Here is an 18907-nt window from a genome sequence, read left to right as displayed (position 1 = left end):
GCCGGCTGCGCCCCCTTACAGGGTGCGGCCGCCGATGCGGTTGAAGCCCAGTTCGTTTGTCGCGCCAAGGATGGCCTGCAATTCCACTTCAAGGCTGCCGTCTTCGCGCACAGAGCCGAAGAAGCCGCCAGCAATGGTTTCAGCAGGAGCCAGGTCGCCGATAACCTTGGTCATGGGCGGCAGCACGATAAGCTCGTTGGCGTTGCCGGCGGTGACGCAGGCGTCGCCCTCGGGGCACGAGTCGGCCAGGGACTGGCTTGAGCCGTCGCGCCCGGCAAACTCGTCCGTGATGAGCACGGTTCTGATGCCAGCCTGCTCGGACTTGCGGCAGTTCATGATGAGGTCGGCGTCCGGGTTGCCGAAGCCTTCCTCGCTGATGACAACGGCGTCGACGCCGAGCATGCGGGCCAGCTTGACCGCGTAGGAAGAGCTGCGCTTCTTGTCCGCCAGGGTGACGTTTTCATTGGTGATAATGACGCCCACGAAGTTGAGTTCCTTGCCGTGATGCGCATAAAGGCTTCTGATCACGGGGTTGTTCAGGTGGACGTAGGTGCTGTTCTTGTCGCAGGCGGACACGCAGTTGCCGGAAATGATCGCGCCGTCCATAATTTCCGTGGGGCTGATCATGGTGGGCAGGATGCGCTTGGCGTCCACGCCGTAAACCCAGGTGTCGTGCAGCAGGCCCTGGGATTGCAGCATGTAGATGTAGGCCACCTTGGGCAGGCCGGGGTGGGCGTGCATGGCCTCGCTGAACGCGGGAAAATCAAAGGTTTCCACCTTGTCGGCCGTGGCGCCCTTGCAGGCGGCGGCAAGATAGTGGGCGGCGCGCAGTCCGGCACGGCGGAAGCACGCTTCGCACTGGTGCGGTTCCATCTCGGCCACGGGTGACAGCGAGATGGTCAGGTTGCAGGTCTTTGAAAACGGCGTGTAGTCCGCGCCGGGGCCGGTCATGTCCACAATGCCTTCCTGCGGGGCCACCACGCGCCCCGTGGTCAGCACGGCCATGCCGCTCAGGACCAGGGTCTTGCCTTCACCGGCGCTTTCCACATCGCCTATCCAGCCGGGGAAGACCTCGCCCGGCCCCTCCAGCTTGCAGCGGGGCTCAATGGCGTCCTTCACGGGCATGATGCGCGTGTTTTCGCCGGGATGGGCAGCGTCGATCTCGACTCCGCCGAGGCGTTCGTCCTGCATGAGCAGGGCAGTCAGTTCATCCTTGTTGACAGTAAGCACGCCGCCGCTGACGCCTGTGTGCGCGCCAAAGACCAGCTTGCTTATTGTGATTCGGTGCAGTTCCAGCTTCACGTTACATCTCCTTGTGGTGTGAAAGCACGCCCGGCGCGGGGGCCGGATGCCTTCCATTGAGGTTCAAAAGGCTTTTGATGCTACAGCCCAGGCTCTCAATAGTTGCGCGCAGAAGCTCCACGTCCACAAAGGCGCAGTCCCGTAAAGCGCTGCTGTCCATGCGTATGGGCGCAAGGGCGGCAGCGGCGTCGTAACGGGCCTGAGCCTGCTCAATGAGTTCAAGAGATGTGATGTCCACCGGAGCGGGGGCTTCGGAAGATGGGAGGGCACAAGATGACAGGATCAAGGAACGGTACGGCATCTGCCGGGGCAGAAAGTTGCCGTACAAGGGATGATTGGCAAGACGCCAACCCTGGTGGATCTGATCGCGCGCCGCGCGAATGACAGACGCGGCTCAGCCCGTGATGAGCGTGACGCTCAGTCCCTTGGGGGCCATCTCCTGAAAACGGGGATTGTTGGAAATAAGGACGTGAAGCATAAGCGTACCTGCGGTTTAATGGCACGCCCTGTCTCCACAAGTGGATTCAGCAGCACTAAGATGCGCGATTCTTTTACCTGAGAGTTTCAGCCTTGCGGCTTTGCCCCTTCGGTGCCCCTGCTCTGGCATTCAGTGCAGAAGACTCTCTCGCTCACTTACCACGATTCAAAAATGTACTATTGAGAAAAAAGTGTCAAGCTCATGGGAGTAGAAATGATTTTTCACAATCGCCGCCTGCTGCGATTGTTTGGCTAACCAATTTATTTATAAGACAATAAAAATTTCCATTAGCAGCAGAATTTTTGTTGTGCTTTTTTCTGCGGCCATAATTTTGCCCGCCGTACCGCAAAGTAAAGCCCGCACGGGCCAATCCCGGCGGGCTGCTTCTCCTGACAGCGCTTCAGGGCGCGATCAGGGGCCAACGAAGGCCCAGTATATAGGTATGTAAAAAAGCCTTGTCAATATTTGTTATCAATATTAATACGCCCCACGTTGTACAGCCTGCCGAAACAGCCTGCAAAAACAGTCTGTTGCTACACCAAAATTTTAGCGCGCGCCCAGTGTGATGAATGACACCTTTCGCCGGGCACTGACGCCCTGTGCCTGCCTCAGAGTTTTGTGTTCGGCGCATGGGGGCTGGCGCCCCCAATGTCGTCCCAAGGCCGTCCCAAGGCCGTCCCAGACGCCGCAGCCTGCCCTACAAGGGCATGGCTGACGACAGTGCCGTCAGCGTCTGGGCCAGCGGTGCTTTGTCCTGCGGCACAACAAGGCCAAGCCGCAGATGGAAGGCATGGCCGTCTTCCAGCCGCGCAAAGGCGACGCCGTCCCTGCGTATGGCAGCAAAGGAGGCTGGCAGAAGCCCCATGCCTTCGCCAGCGGCGATACGGGCCAGCAGCACGTCGTGTTCCGTCGGCTCCTCAAGATATTGCGGCGTGAAGCCCAAGCGCGCAAAACGGGTTTTTGCGTAATCGAAAAATCCCGGATTGCTCTCGCGCCTGAACCAGAAGAGCGGCCTGTGACTGAAATTTTTCAGCGACACCGCCTCTGGCGCCGCATCCCCCGGCGCGAACCAGGTTGTGGGCAAAGCGGCCAGCATGGGTTCAGCGTACGGCAGTTCCCGCAGCAGCAGGCCGGGCGCGTCCAGCGGCAGGGCCACAAAGGCGGCGTCGAGCCTGCCTTTGCGCATGTCGCGCGCGAGCCTTGTGGAGGCTTCTCGCTGAATATGCAGCCCGCCAGCAAAGAACTCCGTCAAGCGCCGCTCCAGGCCAGCAAAGACTCCCTGTTCAAAGGCCGTGGTAAAGCCTATGCGCGGGCGCTGCTCCTGGGGGTGGATGTCCTCCCGCAGGCGTCTGTATATCGCGTCCTTCATCTGCAAAAGCGGCCTGACTATGGCCAGCACGCGCGCGCCCTCGTCTGTCAGCGTAAGCCCTTTGCTGTGGCGGACAAAAAGCGTCACGCCCAGCCGTTCCTCCAACTGCTTGATCTGCCGACTCAACGGCGGTTGCGCCATGAACAGCCTCTCCGCCGCGCGGCGCAGGCTGTTCTCCTCCGCCACCACAGAGAAGTAGTAAAAATGCCGTACATCTATGGCGTCGAGGGTTGATTCTGAAACGGTCTTAGTCATACCTAAAAGGTATCACAAAACAAGTATGATGCAAAGCGTTCAGGGCTGCCTATGTTTCAGGGGCGGTTTTCAGGTCAATCTGTTCAAAAGGGCGCGCGGTTATAAGGGCGCAGAGCACACTTTGCAGGAGTGCATACCCGTACTCGCCGTGCCCAATCCAAAAGAATACCAACTGCCAGGGAGGCAGAACACATGACACAACACTACGCAGCAATGCCCATTCGCGAACTTGGGGACGGTTTTTCGGCGTCAGCCATTTCCTTTGGGGCCATGGGCATGTCGGAATTTTACGGAAAAACGCCCGATGACGAAGCCAGCCTGGCGGTGCTTGACCGCGCGCTGGAGCTGGGCGTGACCATGCTGGATACTGCCGACATGTACGGCCGTGGGCACAATGAGCGGCTCATGGCCAAATTTGTCGCCCGTCACCCTCAGGAGCATGCCAGCGGACGCATCCGTATTGCCACCAAGTTCGGCATTGACCGTGATCCCGCCGATTCGTACAAGCGCAGCATCAACAACTCGCCGGACTATATCCGCAAGGCCTGCGAAGCGTCGCTGCAGCGTCTTGGCGTTGAGCGCATAGACCTGTACTACGCGCACAGGGTCAATACCGATGTTGACATCGCAGATACCATGGGCGTGCTCGCTGACTTGAAGCAGCAGGGCAAGATTGCGCACATCGGCTTGTGCGAGGTTTCTGCGGCGACCCTGGCCAGGGCGCACGCCGTGCATCCCGTGGCGGCACTGCAGAGCGAATATTCCTTGTGGACGCGCGAAATGGAGCATGAGGTCCTTCCCGCATGCCAAAGGCTGGGCATTGGTTTTGTGGCCTACAGCCCGCTGGGCCGGGGATTTCTGACAGGAAAATACTCTTCGCCGGAGGCCCTTGAGGCGGGAGATTTTCGGCGCTCCAATCCGCGCTTTCAGGCGGACAACCTCCGCCACAACCTGAAACTGCTGCCCACCCTGCAGGCCGTGGCCGAAAGGCATGGCTGCACACCGGCACAGATTGCGCTGGCCTGGCTTCTTGGCCGTTACCAGCACCTTGTGGTCATTCCCGGCACACGCAGCGTTGCCCGGCTGGAAGAAAACTGCCGTGCCGCGCATATTGCGCTGCCACATGAAGACAGTGCGCAGCTGGACGCCGTGTTTACGGAGCAGGCGGTGCATGGCCAGAGGTACCCGCAGGAAGGCATGAAGGGGGCCAATGCCTGAACATTGTCTGGCGAAGATCACGCCAGAACATAGTTGCGGTATTCGATATAAAGGCCGGGGCCTGCGCAAAAAACGCAGGCCCCGGTTTTGTATGGCAACTGCCATGAATGGCAGGGAGCAGGGAGTCAGCTACGGCATATTCAAGGTGAAACGCTCAGGCCACCGTACAAACAGGCGTTCCGCTGTGAGGGCGTTTGCGCAGCATGTTTGCACGGGTGTTGCCTTTCGGGCATGGGGTACCCTTGAGAGCGCATATGCCCCAGCGCAATTTCACTTTGAAATTGCTCTAGTCTTCCTGCTCCGCCAGGGGAAGCAGGGGGATAAGCCTTGCGGCAAGAAGTACAATGAGGCCCGCAAGACCAAAGCCCGTCAGGCCCACCAGCAGTTCGCCAATGGTGGGCACATAGGAGGCCGGCCCCGTGTACAGGGGATTGCCCTGTACCAGCATGCCCGGGAAGATGTCCGCCGGGTAGGCTTGGGGCGCAATGGTCAGCACGTACATGAGGGCCATGCCGCCCACGGCCGTGGCAAGAGCCGCCAGCAACAGGCAGACGCGGCTGCCCCGGAATGGAGGAGCCAGCAGCAGAATCAGCGGCAGCACCGTTCCCAGCGCCAGATAGCCTCCCCAGAACAGCAGGGGATAGACGCCGCCCGTGCAGAGCACAAAGGCTTCGTATCCACGCTGTGCGGGCGAAGCAATGCCGATGAGGTTCAGGGCCAGAACCATGTAAAAGGACACCGCTATGAGGGTGGCCAACAGGCCGCGGATGCGCCCTGAAGCCGCGTCAAGCCTGGCCTGGCGCTGCCCGCTGTATTCAAGGCCCGCCAGAACGAGCACAAATACGGCCAGACCCAGAGAAAGCGAAAGGGCGATGAACAGTGGAGGCATGATGGCGGAGTGCATTCCGCCGCGACCAGCCAGCACGCCGAACACCGAGCCTGTTCCCGTGGTCATGATGAGCCGCCACAAAAAGCTTGCCACGCCGAAAGGACGGACAATGCCGCCCTGGGGCGCGGCGAGCATCACAATGCCATACAGGCCGACAATGATGAAAAAGCCCGTATAGATGAGAATGTTTACGGCAAACACCGAGGTAAAGTTGAAGTGGGTAAGGGCCGTGAATATCTGGTCGGGCCGCCCCAGATCAATGAGAAGCGCAAAAAGCCCTCCGGCAAGCAGGGCCAGGGCAAGCAGGCAGGAAAGCCGTGAAAAGGGCTTGTAGTCCTGTTTGCCGAACACAGAGGCGATGGAGGCCACGTTAAGTGCGCCGGATGCCGCCACAATGCAGAAGGTGGCCATGGCCAGCGACAGGCCCCAGGGCACGGCATTACTCATGCCGGTGACGTAGTGGCCATTGCTTTCAATATGCCAGGTGGCCAGAAGGCCCGCCAGCGTGGCCAGAGCGCAGATGACGAGGCCAATGAGCGCCCGCCGGGAGAAAAGAATGCGACGGTAGGTTACGTATTTCATAAGTTCACCCCCACATAGCGCACGCTGGGATCAGTGCGCAGGTCTGCGCGCAGGGCGGCAGCGCCAAAAGCGACCACCCGTTTGGCAATGAGGCTTGTGGGGTCATTGAGATCACCAAAGAGAATGGCCTCATGGCCGCTGCGGGCACAGGCTTCCACACAGGCTGGCAACTGCCCCTTGCTGATGCGTTGCACGCACATGTTGCAACCCTCGGCCGAGCCCTTGCCACGCGGCGAAATCGGGCTCGGTTCCTTCACCTCTTCATGCGTGAAGCCGCGCGCCTTGAAGGGGCAGGCCATAACGCAGTAGCGGCAGCCGATGCACAAATGCTTGTCCACCAGCACGATGCCGTCCGCGCGTTTGAGGCTGGCCCCGGTGGGGCACACTTCAACGCACTGGGCATTGCCGCAGTGCTGGCACATGATGGGCATATGGGCCACATGTCCGGTTCCGGGATCAGTGACCTGCACCTTGCGGATCCACTGGGCGTCGGTGGCCGGGCGGCCATTGTCCGTGAGGCCGTTTGTGGCGGCGCAGGCATCCACACAGGCGGTGCAATCGCCCACGCATTTGCGTGTATCAATCAGCAGGCCCCAGCGCTGGCGTCCGGCTTCGTCCGCAAGGGCGGGACGCGCCGTCAGCAGCACGCCGGGCGCAAGCAGGGTTGCGCCCGCTCCCAGCAGGAAGCGGCGGCGCGACTGTATGCAGGATTCCCCTGCGCACGCGGTTTTTCTGTTTTCATTGGCGCTCATTTTCCCGCTCCTTTGGCCGCCTGTTCCTGCGTGTACTTCTGCCATTGCTGCAAGCGCGCCTTTATGACATCGGCATTGCGCACTTCGGGCGACATGACGGCGGGGTCCGTGGTGGGCAGGGACGCGTGGCAGGTGAAGCAGTTGATGGAAACACCCGCCTTGACGTGGCACTGGTTGCAGAAGTGGCGCGGGTCGGCCGCGCTCACGGGTTTTTCTCCGTCACGCACGATGTGACAGGTGACGCAGCGCTCTATGGTATTGTCTTCCTTGCGCGTCGTGGCGCGTGCGGCATGGGTCATGCCGTCGAGAAGCAGCTCTTTGTGGTTTTTGCGCATGATCTCCGGGTTTTCAGACCAGTGACCGCGCACAAGCTTCTGTTGAGGCACGGGCGGGGCCGCTTCGGCCGCGACCGCCTCGTGTGGGGGCGTTGCAAAAAACACCCCCGCAGCCGCCAGCAGCGCCCCCAGCAGCAAGGCTGGCAAAAGACGATGCCGCACTATGGTATTGAACTGTTGCATGGCTTGTCCTTTGTTTTACTTCACCGGCACAAAGTGCTTGCTTACAACGTCCTGACCTTCGGGCGACAGCATGAAGTCGAAGAAAGCCTGAATGTTGCCTGTTGGTTGCAGCGTGATGAGCGTCAGGGGGCGCTTGAGCGGATATGCGCCGGATTGCACGGCGGCTTTTTCCGGCGCAGCGCCGTTGACTTTCAACACTTCCACGCCGGGTATGGCAAAGGACAATGAAGAGGCCGTAATACCGGCAGGGTCTTTGGCCACATCGGCGACGCAGTCGACCGCGTCGTCAAGTTCCACCAGCTTGCCGTAAGCATCCCCACGCAGAACCATATCCTGAAAGGCTTTCACCGTGGCGCGGCCGCCTGCAAGGGCTTCGCTGTACACCACAATGGGGGCGTCGGGGCCGCCAAAGGCTTTCCAGTTGGTTTCCCTGCCGCTGAAGATGGCGCGCAGCTGCTCCATGCTCAGTGTCCGCACGGGATTTGAGGGATGCACAAACACGCCCATGACGTCGTAGCCAATGACCTGCCATGCCACGACCTGAGCTTTTTCCTTGTCCGTAATGGCGCTGGCCAGACCGCCCATGGACACCTTGCCCGCGGCCACGGCCTTGAGCCCGGCACCCGCGCCAGCTATGCCCATTTCGCCAAAGGGCACACCCGTGTGCGCGGTAAACAGCTTGGCGGCTTCGGGCATGATCATGCTGCCCACGGTTGATGCGCCCTCATACGTCAGCGGCGACTGAAGCTCCTGACGCGTCTTTTTGAGGGCCACAGGGGCAGGCACGTTGGCTTCGGGGCTGTCGGCCATGTTGAAGGTGGTGGAGAGGGGAGCGGGTTCAAACTTGCGGTGGCAAAAGCCGCAGTCGCGCGAGACCACAACCTGGTTGTGGCAGGTAAAACACGCCACGCCCTTGAAATGGTCTTCCATGGTTATGTGGGCCTTCTGCGCCGGAGGAAAGATGGAGACATGGCAGTCGTTGCAGACAAAGCCCTTGGATGCATGCAAGGGGCCGTCAAAAACGACCGTGCCCTGTCCGCCGCCGCCGTAACGGAGGGTCTTGCGTTCCGTTGCCCCGGCAGGCGCTGCCATGAGCGCCACAAACAGGAGCAGCAGAAGCGTTTTGTAAAAATGCCGCATGCTACGCCCCCATGAGGATGGACGAAGAAACATTGCGCAGGTTGGGCGTGGCGGTCAGAACCATCATGGCTTCAAGTTCCTGCTTGATGGCTTCGAGCATCAGGGTGACGCCGGCAGCGCCGCCGCCGTGCGCGCCACGGATAAGGGGACGGCCGATGAGGCAGGCGTCCGCGCCAAGGGCCAGCAGCTTGAGTACGTCAGTGCCGCGCCGCACCGCGCCGTCGGCGAAAATAACGGTATGTCCCTTGACCTTGTCGGCAATGGCGGGCAGCACTTCGGCCACGCCGGGGGTGTAGTCCAGCACGCGGCCGCCGTGGTTGGACACCACAATGCCCTTGGCTCCGGCGTCCACAGCGCGCTGTGCTTCTTCAACGGTCATGATGCCCTTGACGATAAAGGGCAGGCTCGACGCGCGCGAAAGTTCGCGGATCTGGGCAAAGGTTTTGGGCTCCACGGTCTGGCCAGGCAGAGCGCGGGCGGCGCGTCCGGCGGAGTCCACGTCCATGCCAAAGGCCACAGCGCCGGCTTCTTCCATAAGGCGCACGCGCTTGATGACTTCTTCCTGCGTGCGGGGCTTGAGGATGGCGATGCCCTTGCCGTTGTAGGCAGCCTTGAGCACGTCCATGCGGCGCTTGAAGGTTTCAATGGGGTCGCCGATGCCGTCCGCGGCCAGACCCAGCGTGCCAGCGCCTCTACAACCGCCAAGAATGGCATTGATGTAGTCCTCTTCGGTCATCTTGCCGCCCATGTTGTACGTCACGCCGCCAGTGGCGGCGGACAGCAGGGGCATGGACAGCTTTTCGCCGAAGATTTCCACGGCAAGGTCGGGCTTCTTCATATCATGCAGGGTGCGCATGTTCAGCTTGATATGATTGAGCGCGTCATAGTTGTTCTTGAAAGCCTGGCCCGAGCCAATGCCGCCAAAGCCGGGCACTTCGCCAGCACAGGCGACGCCATTGCATTCGGGGCACACGCGGCAGCGGGGGTAGAGCTTTTCACGGGCCACGCGCAGCACTTCCGCCATGGTCAGCTTGCCACCGGCGGGCGCGGCGGCTGGCGCAGCGGCCACAGCGGCGGTGGCCGCCTGGACTTCCGAAGCAAGCAGCGGGGCCACGGCTACGCCAGCACCAATGGCCATGGCGTTTTTCAAAAATTCGCGGCGGTCAAAACCATCAATCTTGTTGTCCTTGTCCATGCCTGATTCCTTGTGAGTTAGTGGTACATGAAGCCGTGTGGGCCGGTCTCTGACCCCGGCGCAGCCCTGCGTGTTCACTCCGGCGGGGCACGCTTGAGAATGTGTGCCCCCTGCGTGAGGATATCCCCCGGTACCGACAGATAACTGCCAGTAACTGCCTGTATCGGGCAGTACCGGCCAGTATCGGGCAGTACCGGGCAGTACCGGCGCATGCCCCGGCAAACGCAGGCGCTGCCGTTGTGATTCGCAGTTGCGCTGTCGTCGCGTGAGGTGGCTTGGTGGAGGTGTGCCAGCCCATCAGGCTACGAAGGCTCTGCGCTTGCGCTTGCCGGGACATGCTCACGCGCCGTTATGTCCTTTGAATGACATCAACCTAGAGCAAGGAATGGGCCTTGTTAGTTATTTCAGTTGGTTAGCTGGTTTTTGCGCTGAACAAACGTGAAATATAGCGCAAAACGGGATTTTCGCGTTCCGATTCAGAACGTGAAAATCCCGCATACATGCAGTTATCTGGTTTTATAGGTATTTTTTAATGAACAAAAATGGAACGCACGCCCGTATGGTGTTCAATCAGGCAGTCTCAGGCGGCCTGATGCCGTAGCGTTTCATCTTCGAATAGAGGGTCGTTCGGCCTATACCGAGTCGGGCGGCGGCATCCTTGCGGCTCCAGGCGCACTGTTCCAGCGCCTCGCGAATGGCGGTCGCTTCCTTGTCCTCCAGGGTCTGGGCAGCAGCGGAGTGGGAGATGGAAGACGGGCGGCCTGATGCGCCCGGCACGTTGAAGACGCGCATGCGCTCCGGCAGATCGGCAGGGGTGATGGCACCGTGGCGGCTCAGGGTGGCGCACTGCTCCAGCATGTTTTCCAGTTCACGCACGTTGCCGGGCCAGTCATAAGCCATGAGCAGCCGCGTGGCGGCGGGGCTGAGCGTGCAGGGCTGGCGGCCCGTGCGTTTGGCCAGACTTTCCAGAAAGTGCCGCGCCAGCAGGGGCAGGTCGCCTGGCCTGTCCCGCAGGGGCGGCATTACCAAGGAGATGACATCAAGGCGGTAGTACAGGTCTTCGCGGAACTGCCCCTTGCGCACCTCGGCGGCCAGGTCGCGGTTGGTGGCGGCCAGCACCCGCACGTTGACCGTAAGCGTTTCTTCGCCGCCCACCCGCTCGAACTGCCGGGTCTGCAATACGCGCAGCAGGCGAACCTGGGCCACGGGGGAGATTTCGCCTATTTCATCCAGAAAGACCGTGCCGCCGTCAGCCTGTTCAAAGCGGCCGGGCTTTTGCCGCAGCGCCCCGGTGAACGCGCCTTTTTCATAGCCGAAAAGCTCGCTTTCCAGCAGGCTTTCAGGGTAGGCGGCGCAGTTGATGACCACAAAGGGCTTTTCTCGACGCCCGCTGAGCTTGTGGATGGCTCTGGCGGCCAGTTCCTTGCCCGTGCCGCTTTCGCCGGTGATGAGCACCGTGGCGTCGCTGGAGGCCACATCGGCGATGCGCTGGAAAATGGCGCGCATGCGGGATGAGCGCCCCAGCATGCCGTTGAAGTTGTCCACGCCTTCGTGCAGGCGTTGCCCCCGCGATTCCTTTTCATAACGCAGGGCGCGGCTGATGCTGCCCGCGATCTGGTTCAGCACAAGGGCCAGGGCCGCCAGATCGGCCTCGTCCATGCCCTTGGGGCCGTGCCCCGCCATAAGCGCGCCGCACAGCACATGCTCGTGTACGATGCACACTACGGTCTGGCAGGGGCAGGCGCTTACCTCCGGCGACGCGAGGGGCTCCTTGAGTCCGCTGGTGGTAAAGATATTCTCGCGCCCTTCAAGCAGTTGCAGGGCCGAATCCCAGGCGTCGCGGCCAAAGAGGGGCGTGCACGCGCGGCCCTGGGCCGTAACCACACAGTTTCGGTCATGCTCAAGAAAAAGCAGGCAGTAGGGAACAGGGGCTATATCGCTCAGATAGTCCGGCAGGCGGCGGGCCATGATCTCAAGCCCGTCCAGGGCCGCAAAGGCCGTAACAATGTCATTGCACAGGCGTAATTGCCGGTGCGAGCGTTGCAGTGCCGCCGCCTGCGCCTCCATGGAAAGCATGGTTCCCTCAAGCTTTTCGCTCATGGAGTTGAACGCGCGGGCCATGACGGCCACTTCATTTTGCCCGTATACCGCCACGCGGGTGGTGAGGTTGCCCCGTCCCACAGAGTCCAGAGCACGTGACAGCGCGGCGAGAGGGCGGCCCACCCGGCGCAGCCAGAGGGTGCCCGCTACGAGGGCCAGCAGGAGGATGATGAAGGTGAGCCCGGCGGTCTCTTTCCACAACTGGCTGATGCGCATTTCAATGTCGTGCTGCGAAAAGCCCATGCGCAAGACGCCCGCATGGCCGTCAAGCAGCGGCCAGGCGATTTCGTGATACCTTCTGCCATTGGACAGGGTCACAATGCGCTCGGTAACGCCAGCGGGGACGCCTTTTTCTTCCCGCACCCCGGTTTCGGCCGGGGCATCGTGCGCTTCTCCCGTCTTCACGGCCGGGGGCAGCAGGATGTCCGGCATGCGGTGCTCAAGGGTGTGCGCGTACACGCGCCCCTGAACTTCCAGCAAGGCGTAGCCCTGATCAAGGTCGCGATCAAACTGCGTATCAAGCAGGCGCTGGACGCCGATGATGTCGTTGATGAGCACCATTTCGGCAATGGGGCCGGAAAGGCTTTGGGTTATGCTGCGGGCGTGCCGGGTCAGGGCCTGTTCCAGGCTCTGGGAATAGCGCTGGGCTGCAATAAAGGCTGTCAGGAGGCAACTGGAAACAACCAGAACTCCCATTGCCAGCAGAACCGTGGCCTTAAGGGAGAGTTTGCCCATGCGAAGGCCCCTCGGGAGAAAGCGGCGCCGCCATGCGGCGCACATTGGCGTACCAGGCATCCTCTGGCACCACAAAGCGGTCAATGCGCAGATCCTGCAACATGGCGCGCCCCTCCGGGCTTTCGTGCATATGCAGCAGGATATCGCGGATTTTGTCGCGCTTGCTGTCGTCCATGCCCGCTGCGGTGACCACAGGGGGGATGGCAAACGTGCCGGATTTGACAAGTACCCTGGTTTTTCCTGTTATTTCAGGCCGCCGGGCTTCGCTGTAGTCCCATACGAGGCTGTTGACGGCAGCGGCGTCCACCAGGCCGCGCGCCACCGCCAGTATGGAATTGTCATGGCTGTGGGTAAAAATGGTGCTGCTGAAAAACGATTCAGGAGACTGCCCGGCCTGGCGCAACAAAAAAACAGGACTCAGATAGCCGGTGTTGGAGTCGGGGTCTGTAAAGGCAAAAGATTTGCCGCGCAGGTCGTCCAGGCTTTTGGCCTGGCTTGAGGCATGTACGATGACATAGGACTGGTAGGTGCTCTCACCCTGCACAACCGGCATGGCCAGAAGGTTTTGCCCGGTATCCACAGTGTCCAGGGCGTAGGGGCCGGAACAGATGAAGGCCATGTCTATGCTGTTGCTGTGCAGCAGGTCGCGCACCTCGGCATGGGTTTTTCGCTGGACGAATTCGAGTTCCATGCCCAGTTTGCTGCCAAGATACTGCAGCAGCCGAAAATAGGACTCAAAGGTGTCACTGGGGGACATCATGGGGGCCACAGCCACCCTGAGCCTCTGGGCTGCGCCCGGAACCGGCGGATCCTGGGCAAACGTGGTTGCCGGCAGTGCCCAGGTGGAGAGCAGTATATAAAAAAACAGCAGGATGCGAAGATGCATCATTCACTTCTCCTGGCGCGGAAAGGATGGGGAAGGATCGCGCAAAAGGTGGATGCGCCCATGGTAGCTTGAGCGTCATTGTATGTAAACGCCGCCAGGGGAGCGGGCCATGGGAGCTTCGGCGTCTTGCGCTGCAAAGGCTCAACGTGAGCAGCAGGAAATGAAGGGAATGTAAAAGCCCTTACGATTTTTGTCGTAAGGGCATGAATTCTTTATGGTGCGCCCGGCGCGATTCGAACGCACGGCCTTTGGCTCCGGAGGCCAACGCTCTATCCAACTGAGCTACGGGCGCACAAGATTTGTTTAGATATGCCGACTCGCTCCTGCTGTCAAGGCCGCCTGCGTGCGGGGATTCCGTGATTCTGCACAAGCCCCGTCTGTCGGGACGCAAGCTCGCTGGATGGAGCAAAAGAATGGTAGAAGCAGGCAGGCCACGCACCCCAGGCAGGGGAAGCCGCAAAGCAAAATTGGGCGGCGCGCCGTTGTTTGCACGGCGCTTCTTTGTCGGGTATGCATGAGCAGGGAGACTGGCGGGCTTCACCGGCTGCGCTGGTTGTTATTACGGAGAATACCATGTCAGACATTCCTTCACCGCCATGCGCGACAACACCAAGCGCAACAATGCCATGCGCAACAACACCATGCGCAACAACATCATGCGCGACAACACCATGCGCGACAACATCATGCGTACCTGGGGCGGCCAGCCAGCCAGCCCGCACGGAGGCGGCACAGACGCCCGATCCTTCTGTGCGTGACATTCTGGTGGGCGTCAGCGGCGCAAGCGGCATGCCGCTGGCCGTATGCCTTCTGCGTTGCCTGGCGTCCATGCCTGCCGTGCGCGTACACTGCGTTGTCTCACACGGCGCGCAAGCCGTGTTGCGCGCCGAATGCGGGAGCGGGCCCGAACTGCTGACCACGCTTGCCAGTCACAGCTATGACGCCGACAATCTTGGGGCCGGGCCGTCAAGCGGTTCGTGGTGGCGCAGGGGGACAAGTCCGGCAGCCATGATTCTGGTTCCCTGCTCCATGGGCTCATTGGGGGCCATTGCGTCAGGCGCCACGCGCAACCTTGTGCATCGGTCGGCAGACGTGGCGCTCAAGGAGCGCCTGCCCCTGGTGCTGGTGACGCGTGAAAGCCCGCTTTCGGCCATACATTTGCGCAACATGCTCGCATTGAGCGAGGCCGGGGCCGTCATCATGCCGTTTTCTCCCGGTTTTTACCTGAATCCGCAAACCCTGGACGACATGCTGCTGTACATGTGCGGCCGCATACTTGATCAGGTGGGTCTGCCGCATGCTCTGGGCCGCTGGCCCGGATGACGGACACGGCAGATCGTAGCCACGAGGAGATACTTATGAGTGATATCAGATGGTTGGGACATTCAGCGTTCAAGATCAGCTGCAATGAGGCGCATGTGGTCATTGATCCGTTTCTGGCACCGCAATTCGGCCTCACGGTTGCCGATGTGGGCCCTGCGGATATTGTGCTCGTGACCCACGACCACGGCGACCATGTGGGCGCAGCCGCGGATATTTGCCAGGCCACAGGGGCCATGCTGGGCGCTGTGGTGGGCACGGCCCACAAGGCCGCCGCCGGGCTGCCCGACAGTCAGATACTCAACGGCATAGGCTTCAATATTGGCGGTACGGTGACGCACAAGGGCATCAGCGTGACCATGACCCAGGCCTTCCATACCAGTGATTCCGGGTGTCCCACAGGCTACATAGTGCGTATGCCCGATGGCCTCACGGTCTATCATTCCGGCGACACCTGTGTTTTTGGCGATATGGCCCTGTGGGGGCAGCTGTACCACATTGACGTGGCCCTCTTGCCCATCGGCGGCGTTTTCACCATGGACGCCCCCCAGGCCGCCCTGGCCTGCAAGCTGCTCGGATGCAAAAGCGTTGTGCCCATGCATTGGGGCACCTTTCCCGTGCTGGCGCAGAATACAAAGGCCTTTGAAGCGGAGCTGGCAAAACTTGCTCTGCCCTGCGCCTGCGTGACCATGGAGCCAGGGCAGACGCTTTCATTCCCCGTTGATGGCCGCTAAAGAATGCAATGAGTGAGGTAACTGCGCCAGCAGACAGGCGGGATACGCTGGCGTGCGCCTGCACGGCGGGCAACGGCGCCGCGTGACTTCGCATTGTTTCGTGGCCCGCGCAGGGCAAGGGCATTAACGAAGCACGGGTTAGAGAGCCTTTTAGAGAGCCTTCTCGAAACGCGCTGGTATTTCGTTTGGCAAGGCGCGATCTTTTTTTGAAGCAGGAGTGGACTCTTCTGTCCTCGACTGTTTCAAAAAAAGCGAAGCAACGCCGCCAAAAGGAATAAATCAGCGTTTCCTTAAAAGCAGGACGGCCGGTCTGCCATGGCAGACCGGCCGTCATTATTTTTTATTGCCTCGCGGCACTCCCCTGCCGCAGGGCCATCATGGGCAAACGCCCTCCACCACGTGGTTGTCCAGACCTACCTTGTGATGAGCGAAAGCGCCATCTGAGGCATGCTGTTGGCCTGCGAAAGCATGGCCACAGCGGACTGGGTGAGGATCTGGTTGCGCACGAATGACGTCATTTCCGTGGCCACGTCCACGTCGGAAATGCGGGATTCGGCAGCCTGCAGGTTCTGGGACTGGGTGGTAAGGTTGGAAATGGTGTTTTCCAGCCTGTTTTGCAAAGCGCCAAGGTGAGCACGGATCTTGTCCTTGGAGATTACGGCGGCATTGAGTCCCACCAGGGCCTTCTGCGCGGCTTCCTGGGTGGAAACCGTACGGGCGTCAGACTCGGTGGTGAATGCCTTGGCCTGGTTGCCCACACCCAGGGCCGAGGCGGTGCTCGTGCCGATCTTGATGTAGTAGTAGTCTTCCGCCGAGTCGTTCATGGTGCCGAAGTGGACCTTCATCTTGCCGGTCGATTCCATGGCAGCCCCGCTGTGCGTGTCGCCAGACAGGCTGCCGTCCAGCAGCTTGATGCCGTTGAAGTCCGTGGCATTGGCGATTCGGGTAATTTCCGAAGCCATGGCCTGGTACTCCGAATCGATCATCAGGCGCTGCGTGGAGTCATAGGTGCCGGTGGCGGCCTGTTCGGCCAGTTCCTTCATGCGGATGAGCTTTTCGTCGATGACGCTCAGAGCGCCGTCAGCTGTCTGGATGAGGGAAATGGCGTCATTGGCGTTACGCACGCCCTGTTGCAGGGCGGCGATGTCGGTGCGCATCAGTTCGCGAATGGCGAGGCCGGCGGCATCGTCAGCCGCAGAGTTGACGCGCAGGCCCGTAGACAGGCGCTGCACCGAGGTGCGCAGATTGCCATAGTTGGCTGTCAACGTGTTGGTCACTTGCGTGGCCATCTGGTTGTGATTGATATACATACATTCCTCCATGAATGCTGTACGTCCCAGGCGGCGCGAAATGCCAACGCGTCCTTGCGTAGTACCGCCTCTGCCAGTCCTATCGGCCATAATGCAAGAGGCATTAGGGGGAGAAGAAAATTCCCTCTGGACGGCGTTTCGCGGGGCGGCAATTATTGCCGCATAAAAAGGGCCTCCGCCACAGTGGCGGAGGCCCTTGCGGGTCGGAGCGTCAGACCCGCGCGGAGGAGGATAGGGCGTCGCGCATATGCGCGGCTTCGCTCACGGGCTCAAGGCCCGGTGGTTTTTGGTCTGCGTTCCGGCGTCTACGCCGGATCAGGCCTTGGCAATTTCAATCTTTTTCACTTCCGGCAGGGCTTCAGCCTTGCGGGGGATGGCAATGCGCAACACGCCGTTTTTATGGGTGGCGCTTATGCCGTTTATGTCCACATCTTCCGGCAGGGCCAAAATCCTTCGGAAGGAGCCGAACACCCTTTCCGACACGCAGCAGTTTTCATTTTCTTCCGTCGTCTCCCGCTTTTTCTCGCCGCTTATGACAAGCTCACGGTCTTTCACGGAAACATCCACGTTTTCCGGTTCCACACCCGGCAACTCCACGTTCAGGACATAGGCTTTTTCATCGCCGGTCATGTCCATGCTGGGGCTGAGGGCTTCGTCCTCTTTCTGCCTGGGCCAGTCGCCACGCATGCTGTCCCAGGGCGTCAACATGCCCTGAAACAGGCCCTGGAAGAATCTGTCAATGTCATCGACCTTATGGCCAGTTCCTTCGCGTTGACGCAGTGCTTCGCGCGGTACAAACCACCGGTTGGGGATAAGACGCAGGTTGTTACGCATAATGCAAAACCTCCTGTGGAAAAAGTTATATCTGTAAGATAAATATAACTTTATATCTGTCAAGACCATGTTGAAAACTTTTTTGAAAATTGTGCGCCATCCAATAGAGGCGGCTGACAATAATTTGACTTTACCGCGTATCCACAACTGGCATGATTCCTGCTTTAGCACATGCGCAGGTTAGGGGGGCAGTTTTTACCTCGCGGCCACGAATTCCGCAGGAAATAAAAGGCCCATATGATTGGGGGCCCGCCAGCATTGAGATGTGGCGGGGTTAACAGGTCAAACCATCATCCGTTCGTTACTCGAACATTGTGCGGCGGCAGTCCGCAAGGAAGCGGACGCGCGCAAGCGCCGCCGGGCATGCAGAACATTCAAGGAGGAATGTCATGTATATCAATCACAATCAGATGGCCACGCAGGTGGCCAATACGCTGACATCGAACTATGGCAAGCTGTCAACTTCGGTGCAGCGTCTGTCCACGGGTCTGCGCGTCAACTCCGCGGCTGACGATGCCGCCGGCCTCGCCATTCGCGAATTGATGCGTACCGACATCGCCGCTCTGCAGCAGGGTGTGCGTAACGCCAACGATGCCATTTCCCTCATCCAGACGGCTGACGGCGCTCTGAGCGTCATCGACGAAAAGCTCATCCGCATGAAGGAACTGGCTGAACAGGCCGCTACGGGCACCTATGATTCCACCCAGCGTCTGATGATCGACTCGGAGTACCAGGCCATGGCTTCGGAAATTACCCGAATTGCCAATGCCACGGACTTCAACGGTCTCAAGCTGCTGGACGGAAGCCTGTCTGGCGACACGCACAGCGGGTCTGCCATGGAATCGACCGGCAAGATGAAGATCCACTTCGGAACCATGAACGACTCGGCGGAAGACTACTACTACATCCAGATCGGCACGAGCACCGCCTCGGCTCTGGGTGTGGGCAACCAGGCTACCGCTCACAGCAGCACTGCTGACGCCCGTACGGTTTCCACCCAGGAAGCCGCGCAGAAGGCTCTGGTGGGGCTGAATGCCGCAGTGGTCTCCAAGGACAAGATCCGTGCTCACCTTGGCGCATTGCAGAACAGGCTGGAAAACACCATCTCCAACCTTACCACCCAGTCCCAGAACCTGCAGGCTGCCGAATCCCGCATTTCCGACGTGGACGTGGCCACGGAAATGACGTCATTCGTGCGCAACCAGATCCTCACCCAGTCCGCTGTGGCCATGCTTTCGCAGGCCAACAGCATGCCTCAGATGGCCATGAAGCTTATTGGCTAACATGGAT

Annotated in this window: 17 protein-coding genes, 1 tRNA gene and 1 riboswitch; of the genes, 5 read left to right on the top strand and 13 right to left on the bottom strand. The window is 60.3% G+C overall.

Annotated elements, in window-relative coordinates; all coding sequences use genetic code 11:
* Positions 1-15: 15 nt before the first annotated feature.
* The 3 genes from RBR41_RS08825 to RBR41_RS08815 all read right to left on the bottom strand — a co-directional run bounded on the left by RBR41_RS08825 (position 16) and on the right by RBR41_RS08815 (position 3404).
* Positions 16-1302 (bottom strand): glycine/sarcosine/betaine reductase component B subunit, encoded by a 1287-nt coding sequence (locus RBR41_RS08825; RefSeq protein ID WP_320352205.1) that lies wholly within the window; start codon positions 1300-1302, stop codon positions 16-18.
* A 1-nt stretch (position 1303) separates the two neighbouring features.
* On the bottom strand, positions 1304-1684 hold the full coding sequence (locus RBR41_RS08820) for a GrdX family protein (RefSeq protein ID WP_320352237.1): 381 nt from the start codon (positions 1682-1684) through the stop codon (positions 1304-1306).
* A 151-nt stretch (positions 1685-1835) separates the two neighbouring features.
* Positions 1836-1940, bottom strand: a riboswitch (glycine riboswitch).
* A 537-nt stretch (positions 1941-2477) separates the two neighbouring features.
* Complete coding sequence (locus tag RBR41_RS08815) at positions 2478-3404, bottom strand: LysR family transcriptional regulator (protein ID WP_320352204.1); 927 nt, start codon at positions 3402-3404, stop codon at positions 2478-2480.
* Positions 3405-3596: 192 nt separating this feature from the next.
* On the opposite strand from RBR41_RS08815, the gene RBR41_RS08810 reads away from it, so the two are divergent.
* A complete protein-coding gene (locus tag RBR41_RS08810) occupies positions 3597-4622 on the top strand; it encodes an aldo/keto reductase (RefSeq protein WP_320352203.1) in 1026 nt (341 codons plus the stop codon).
* 286 nt (positions 4623-4908) lie between these two features.
* Here RBR41_RS08810 and nrfD read toward each other — a convergent pair whose 3' ends face one another.
* From nrfD to RBR41_RS08770, 8 genes are all read right to left on the bottom strand, one after another.
* Positions 4909-6093 (bottom strand): NrfD/PsrC family molybdoenzyme membrane anchor subunit, encoded by a 1185-nt coding sequence (gene nrfD / locus RBR41_RS08805; protein ID WP_320352202.1) that lies wholly within the window; start codon positions 6091-6093, stop codon positions 4909-4911.
* Positions 6090-6845 carry a sulfate reduction electron transfer complex DsrMKJOP subunit DsrO gene (gene dsrO / locus RBR41_RS08800; protein ID WP_320352201.1) on the bottom strand — a complete coding sequence of 252 codons (756 nt, stop codon included), beginning with the start codon at positions 6843-6845 and terminating at the stop codon, positions 6090-6092. The genes nrfD and dsrO overlap by 4 nt, the downstream gene beginning before the upstream one ends.
* Positions 6842-7363 carry a hypothetical protein gene (locus RBR41_RS08795; protein ID WP_320352200.1) on the bottom strand — a complete coding sequence of 174 codons (522 nt, stop codon included), beginning with the start codon at positions 7361-7363 and terminating at the stop codon, positions 6842-6844. Before RBR41_RS08795 ends, dsrO begins: the two co-directional genes overlap by 4 nt.
* 15 nt (positions 7364-7378) lie before the next feature.
* Positions 7379-8503: a substrate-binding domain-containing protein gene (locus RBR41_RS08790; RefSeq protein WP_320352199.1), complete on the bottom strand. Its 1125-nt coding sequence runs from the start codon at positions 8501-8503 to the stop codon at positions 7379-7381.
* A gap of 1 nt (position 8504) precedes the next feature.
* Positions 8505-9698, bottom strand: a complete 1194-nt coding sequence (locus RBR41_RS08785; RefSeq protein ID WP_320352198.1) for an alpha-hydroxy-acid oxidizing protein — start codon at positions 9696-9698, stop codon at positions 8505-8507.
* Between the two features lie 570 nt (positions 9699-10268).
* Entirely contained in the window at positions 10269-12533 is a 2265-nt protein-coding gene (locus RBR41_RS08780) for a sigma 54-interacting transcriptional regulator (RefSeq protein WP_320352197.1), read from the bottom strand.
* Positions 12514-13422, bottom strand: a complete 909-nt coding sequence (gene phnD / locus RBR41_RS08775; RefSeq protein WP_320352196.1) for a phosphate/phosphite/phosphonate ABC transporter substrate-binding protein — start codon at positions 13420-13422, stop codon at positions 12514-12516. The genes RBR41_RS08780 and phnD overlap by 20 nt, the downstream gene beginning before the upstream one ends.
* A gap of 212 nt (positions 13423-13634) precedes the next feature.
* A tRNA-Arg gene (locus RBR41_RS08770) sits at positions 13635-13711 on the bottom strand.
* 304 nt (positions 13712-14015) lie between these two features.
* On the opposite strand from RBR41_RS08770, the gene RBR41_RS08765 reads away from it, so the two are divergent.
* Genes RBR41_RS08765 through RBR41_RS08755 form a run of 3 tightly spaced genes read left to right on the top strand, consistent with a single transcriptional unit; the run spans position 14016 to position 15473 of the window.
* Positions 14016-14177, top strand: a complete 162-nt coding sequence (locus RBR41_RS08765) for a hypothetical protein (protein WP_320352195.1) — start codon at positions 14016-14018, stop codon at positions 14175-14177.
* A complete protein-coding gene (locus RBR41_RS08760; protein WP_320352194.1) occupies positions 14170-14742 on the top strand; it encodes a UbiX family flavin prenyltransferase in 573 nt (190 codons plus the stop codon). Before RBR41_RS08765 ends, RBR41_RS08760 begins: the two co-directional genes overlap by 8 nt.
* A gap of 35 nt (positions 14743-14777) precedes the next feature.
* Positions 14778-15473, top strand: coding sequence for a metal-dependent hydrolase (locus tag RBR41_RS08755; protein WP_320352193.1), 696 nt, complete (start codon positions 14778-14780; stop codon positions 15471-15473).
* Positions 15474-15886: 413 nt separating this feature from the next.
* On the opposite strand, the gene RBR41_RS08750 is transcribed toward RBR41_RS08755, so the two are convergent.
* Both RBR41_RS08750 and RBR41_RS08745 read right to left on the bottom strand, forming a co-directional pair.
* A complete protein-coding gene (locus RBR41_RS08750) occupies positions 15887-16783 on the bottom strand; it encodes a flagellin (protein ID WP_320352192.1) in 897 nt (298 codons plus the stop codon).
* 315 nt (positions 16784-17098) lie between these two features.
* Positions 17099-17617 (bottom strand): Hsp20/alpha crystallin family protein, encoded by a 519-nt coding sequence (locus RBR41_RS08745; RefSeq protein WP_320352191.1) that lies wholly within the window; start codon positions 17615-17617, stop codon positions 17099-17101.
* A gap of 389 nt (positions 17618-18006) precedes the next feature.
* Between RBR41_RS08745 and RBR41_RS08740 the strand changes: the two genes are divergently transcribed.
* Positions 18007-18900 carry a flagellin gene (locus RBR41_RS08740; RefSeq protein WP_320352190.1) on the top strand — a complete coding sequence of 298 codons (894 nt, stop codon included), beginning with the start codon at positions 18007-18009 and terminating at the stop codon, positions 18898-18900.
* Positions 18901-18907: the final 7 nt, after the last annotated feature.

The organism is Desulfovibrio sp., assembly GCF_034006445.1.
Lineage (GTDB): Bacteria > Desulfobacterota > Desulfovibrionia > Desulfovibrionales > Desulfovibrionaceae > Desulfovibrio.
Note: the sequence above shows the minus strand (reverse complement) of the source record. Positions and strands in the feature narration are given on the sequence as shown.

What these genes read in the sequence shown, in the direction of transcription:
- nrfD (WP_320352202.1), bottom strand. Translation starts at nt 6,093, where the DNA reads ATGAAATACGTAACCTACCGTCGCATTCTTTTCTCCCGGCGGGCGCTC.
- RBR41_RS08740 (WP_320352190.1), top strand. Translation starts at nt 18,007, where the DNA reads ATGTATATCAATCACAATCAGATGGCCACGCAGGTGGCCAATACGCTG.
- phnD (WP_320352196.1), bottom strand. Translation starts at nt 13,422, where the DNA reads ATGATGCATCTTCGCATCCTGCTGTTTTTTTATATACTGCTCTCCACC.
- dsrO (WP_320352201.1), bottom strand. Translation starts at nt 6,845, where the DNA reads ATGAGCGCCAATGAAAACAGAAAAACCGCGTGCGCAGGGGAATCCTGC.
- RBR41_RS08750 (WP_320352192.1), bottom strand. Translation starts at nt 16,783, where the DNA reads ATGTATATCAATCACAACCAGATGGCCACGCAAGTGACCAACACGTTG.
- RBR41_RS08765 (WP_320352195.1), top strand. Translation starts at nt 14,016, where the DNA reads ATGCGCGACAACACCAAGCGCAACAATGCCATGCGCAACAACACCATG.
- RBR41_RS08790 (WP_320352199.1), bottom strand. Translation starts at nt 8,503, where the DNA reads ATGCGGCATTTTTACAAAACGCTTCTGCTGCTCCTGTTTGTGGCGCTC.
- RBR41_RS08755 (WP_320352193.1), top strand. Translation starts at nt 14,778, where the DNA reads ATGAGTGATATCAGATGGTTGGGACATTCAGCGTTCAAGATCAGCTGC.
- RBR41_RS08780 (WP_320352197.1), bottom strand. Translation starts at nt 12,533, where the DNA reads ATGGGCAAACTCTCCCTTAAGGCCACGGTTCTGCTGGCAATGGGAGTT.
- RBR41_RS08815 (WP_320352204.1), bottom strand. Translation starts at nt 3,404, where the DNA reads ATGACTAAGACCGTTTCAGAATCAACCCTCGACGCCATAGATGTACGG.
- RBR41_RS08745 (WP_320352191.1), bottom strand. Translation starts at nt 17,617, where the DNA reads ATGCGTAACAACCTGCGTCTTATCCCCAACCGGTGGTTTGTACCGCGC.
- RBR41_RS08795 (WP_320352200.1), bottom strand. Translation starts at nt 7,363, where the DNA reads ATGCAACAGTTCAATACCATAGTGCGGCATCGTCTTTTGCCAGCCTTG.
- RBR41_RS08785 (WP_320352198.1), bottom strand. Translation starts at nt 9,698, where the DNA reads ATGGACAAGGACAACAAGATTGATGGTTTTGACCGCCGCGAATTTTTG.
- RBR41_RS08810 (WP_320352203.1), top strand. Translation starts at nt 3,597, where the DNA reads ATGACACAACACTACGCAGCAATGCCCATTCGCGAACTTGGGGACGGT.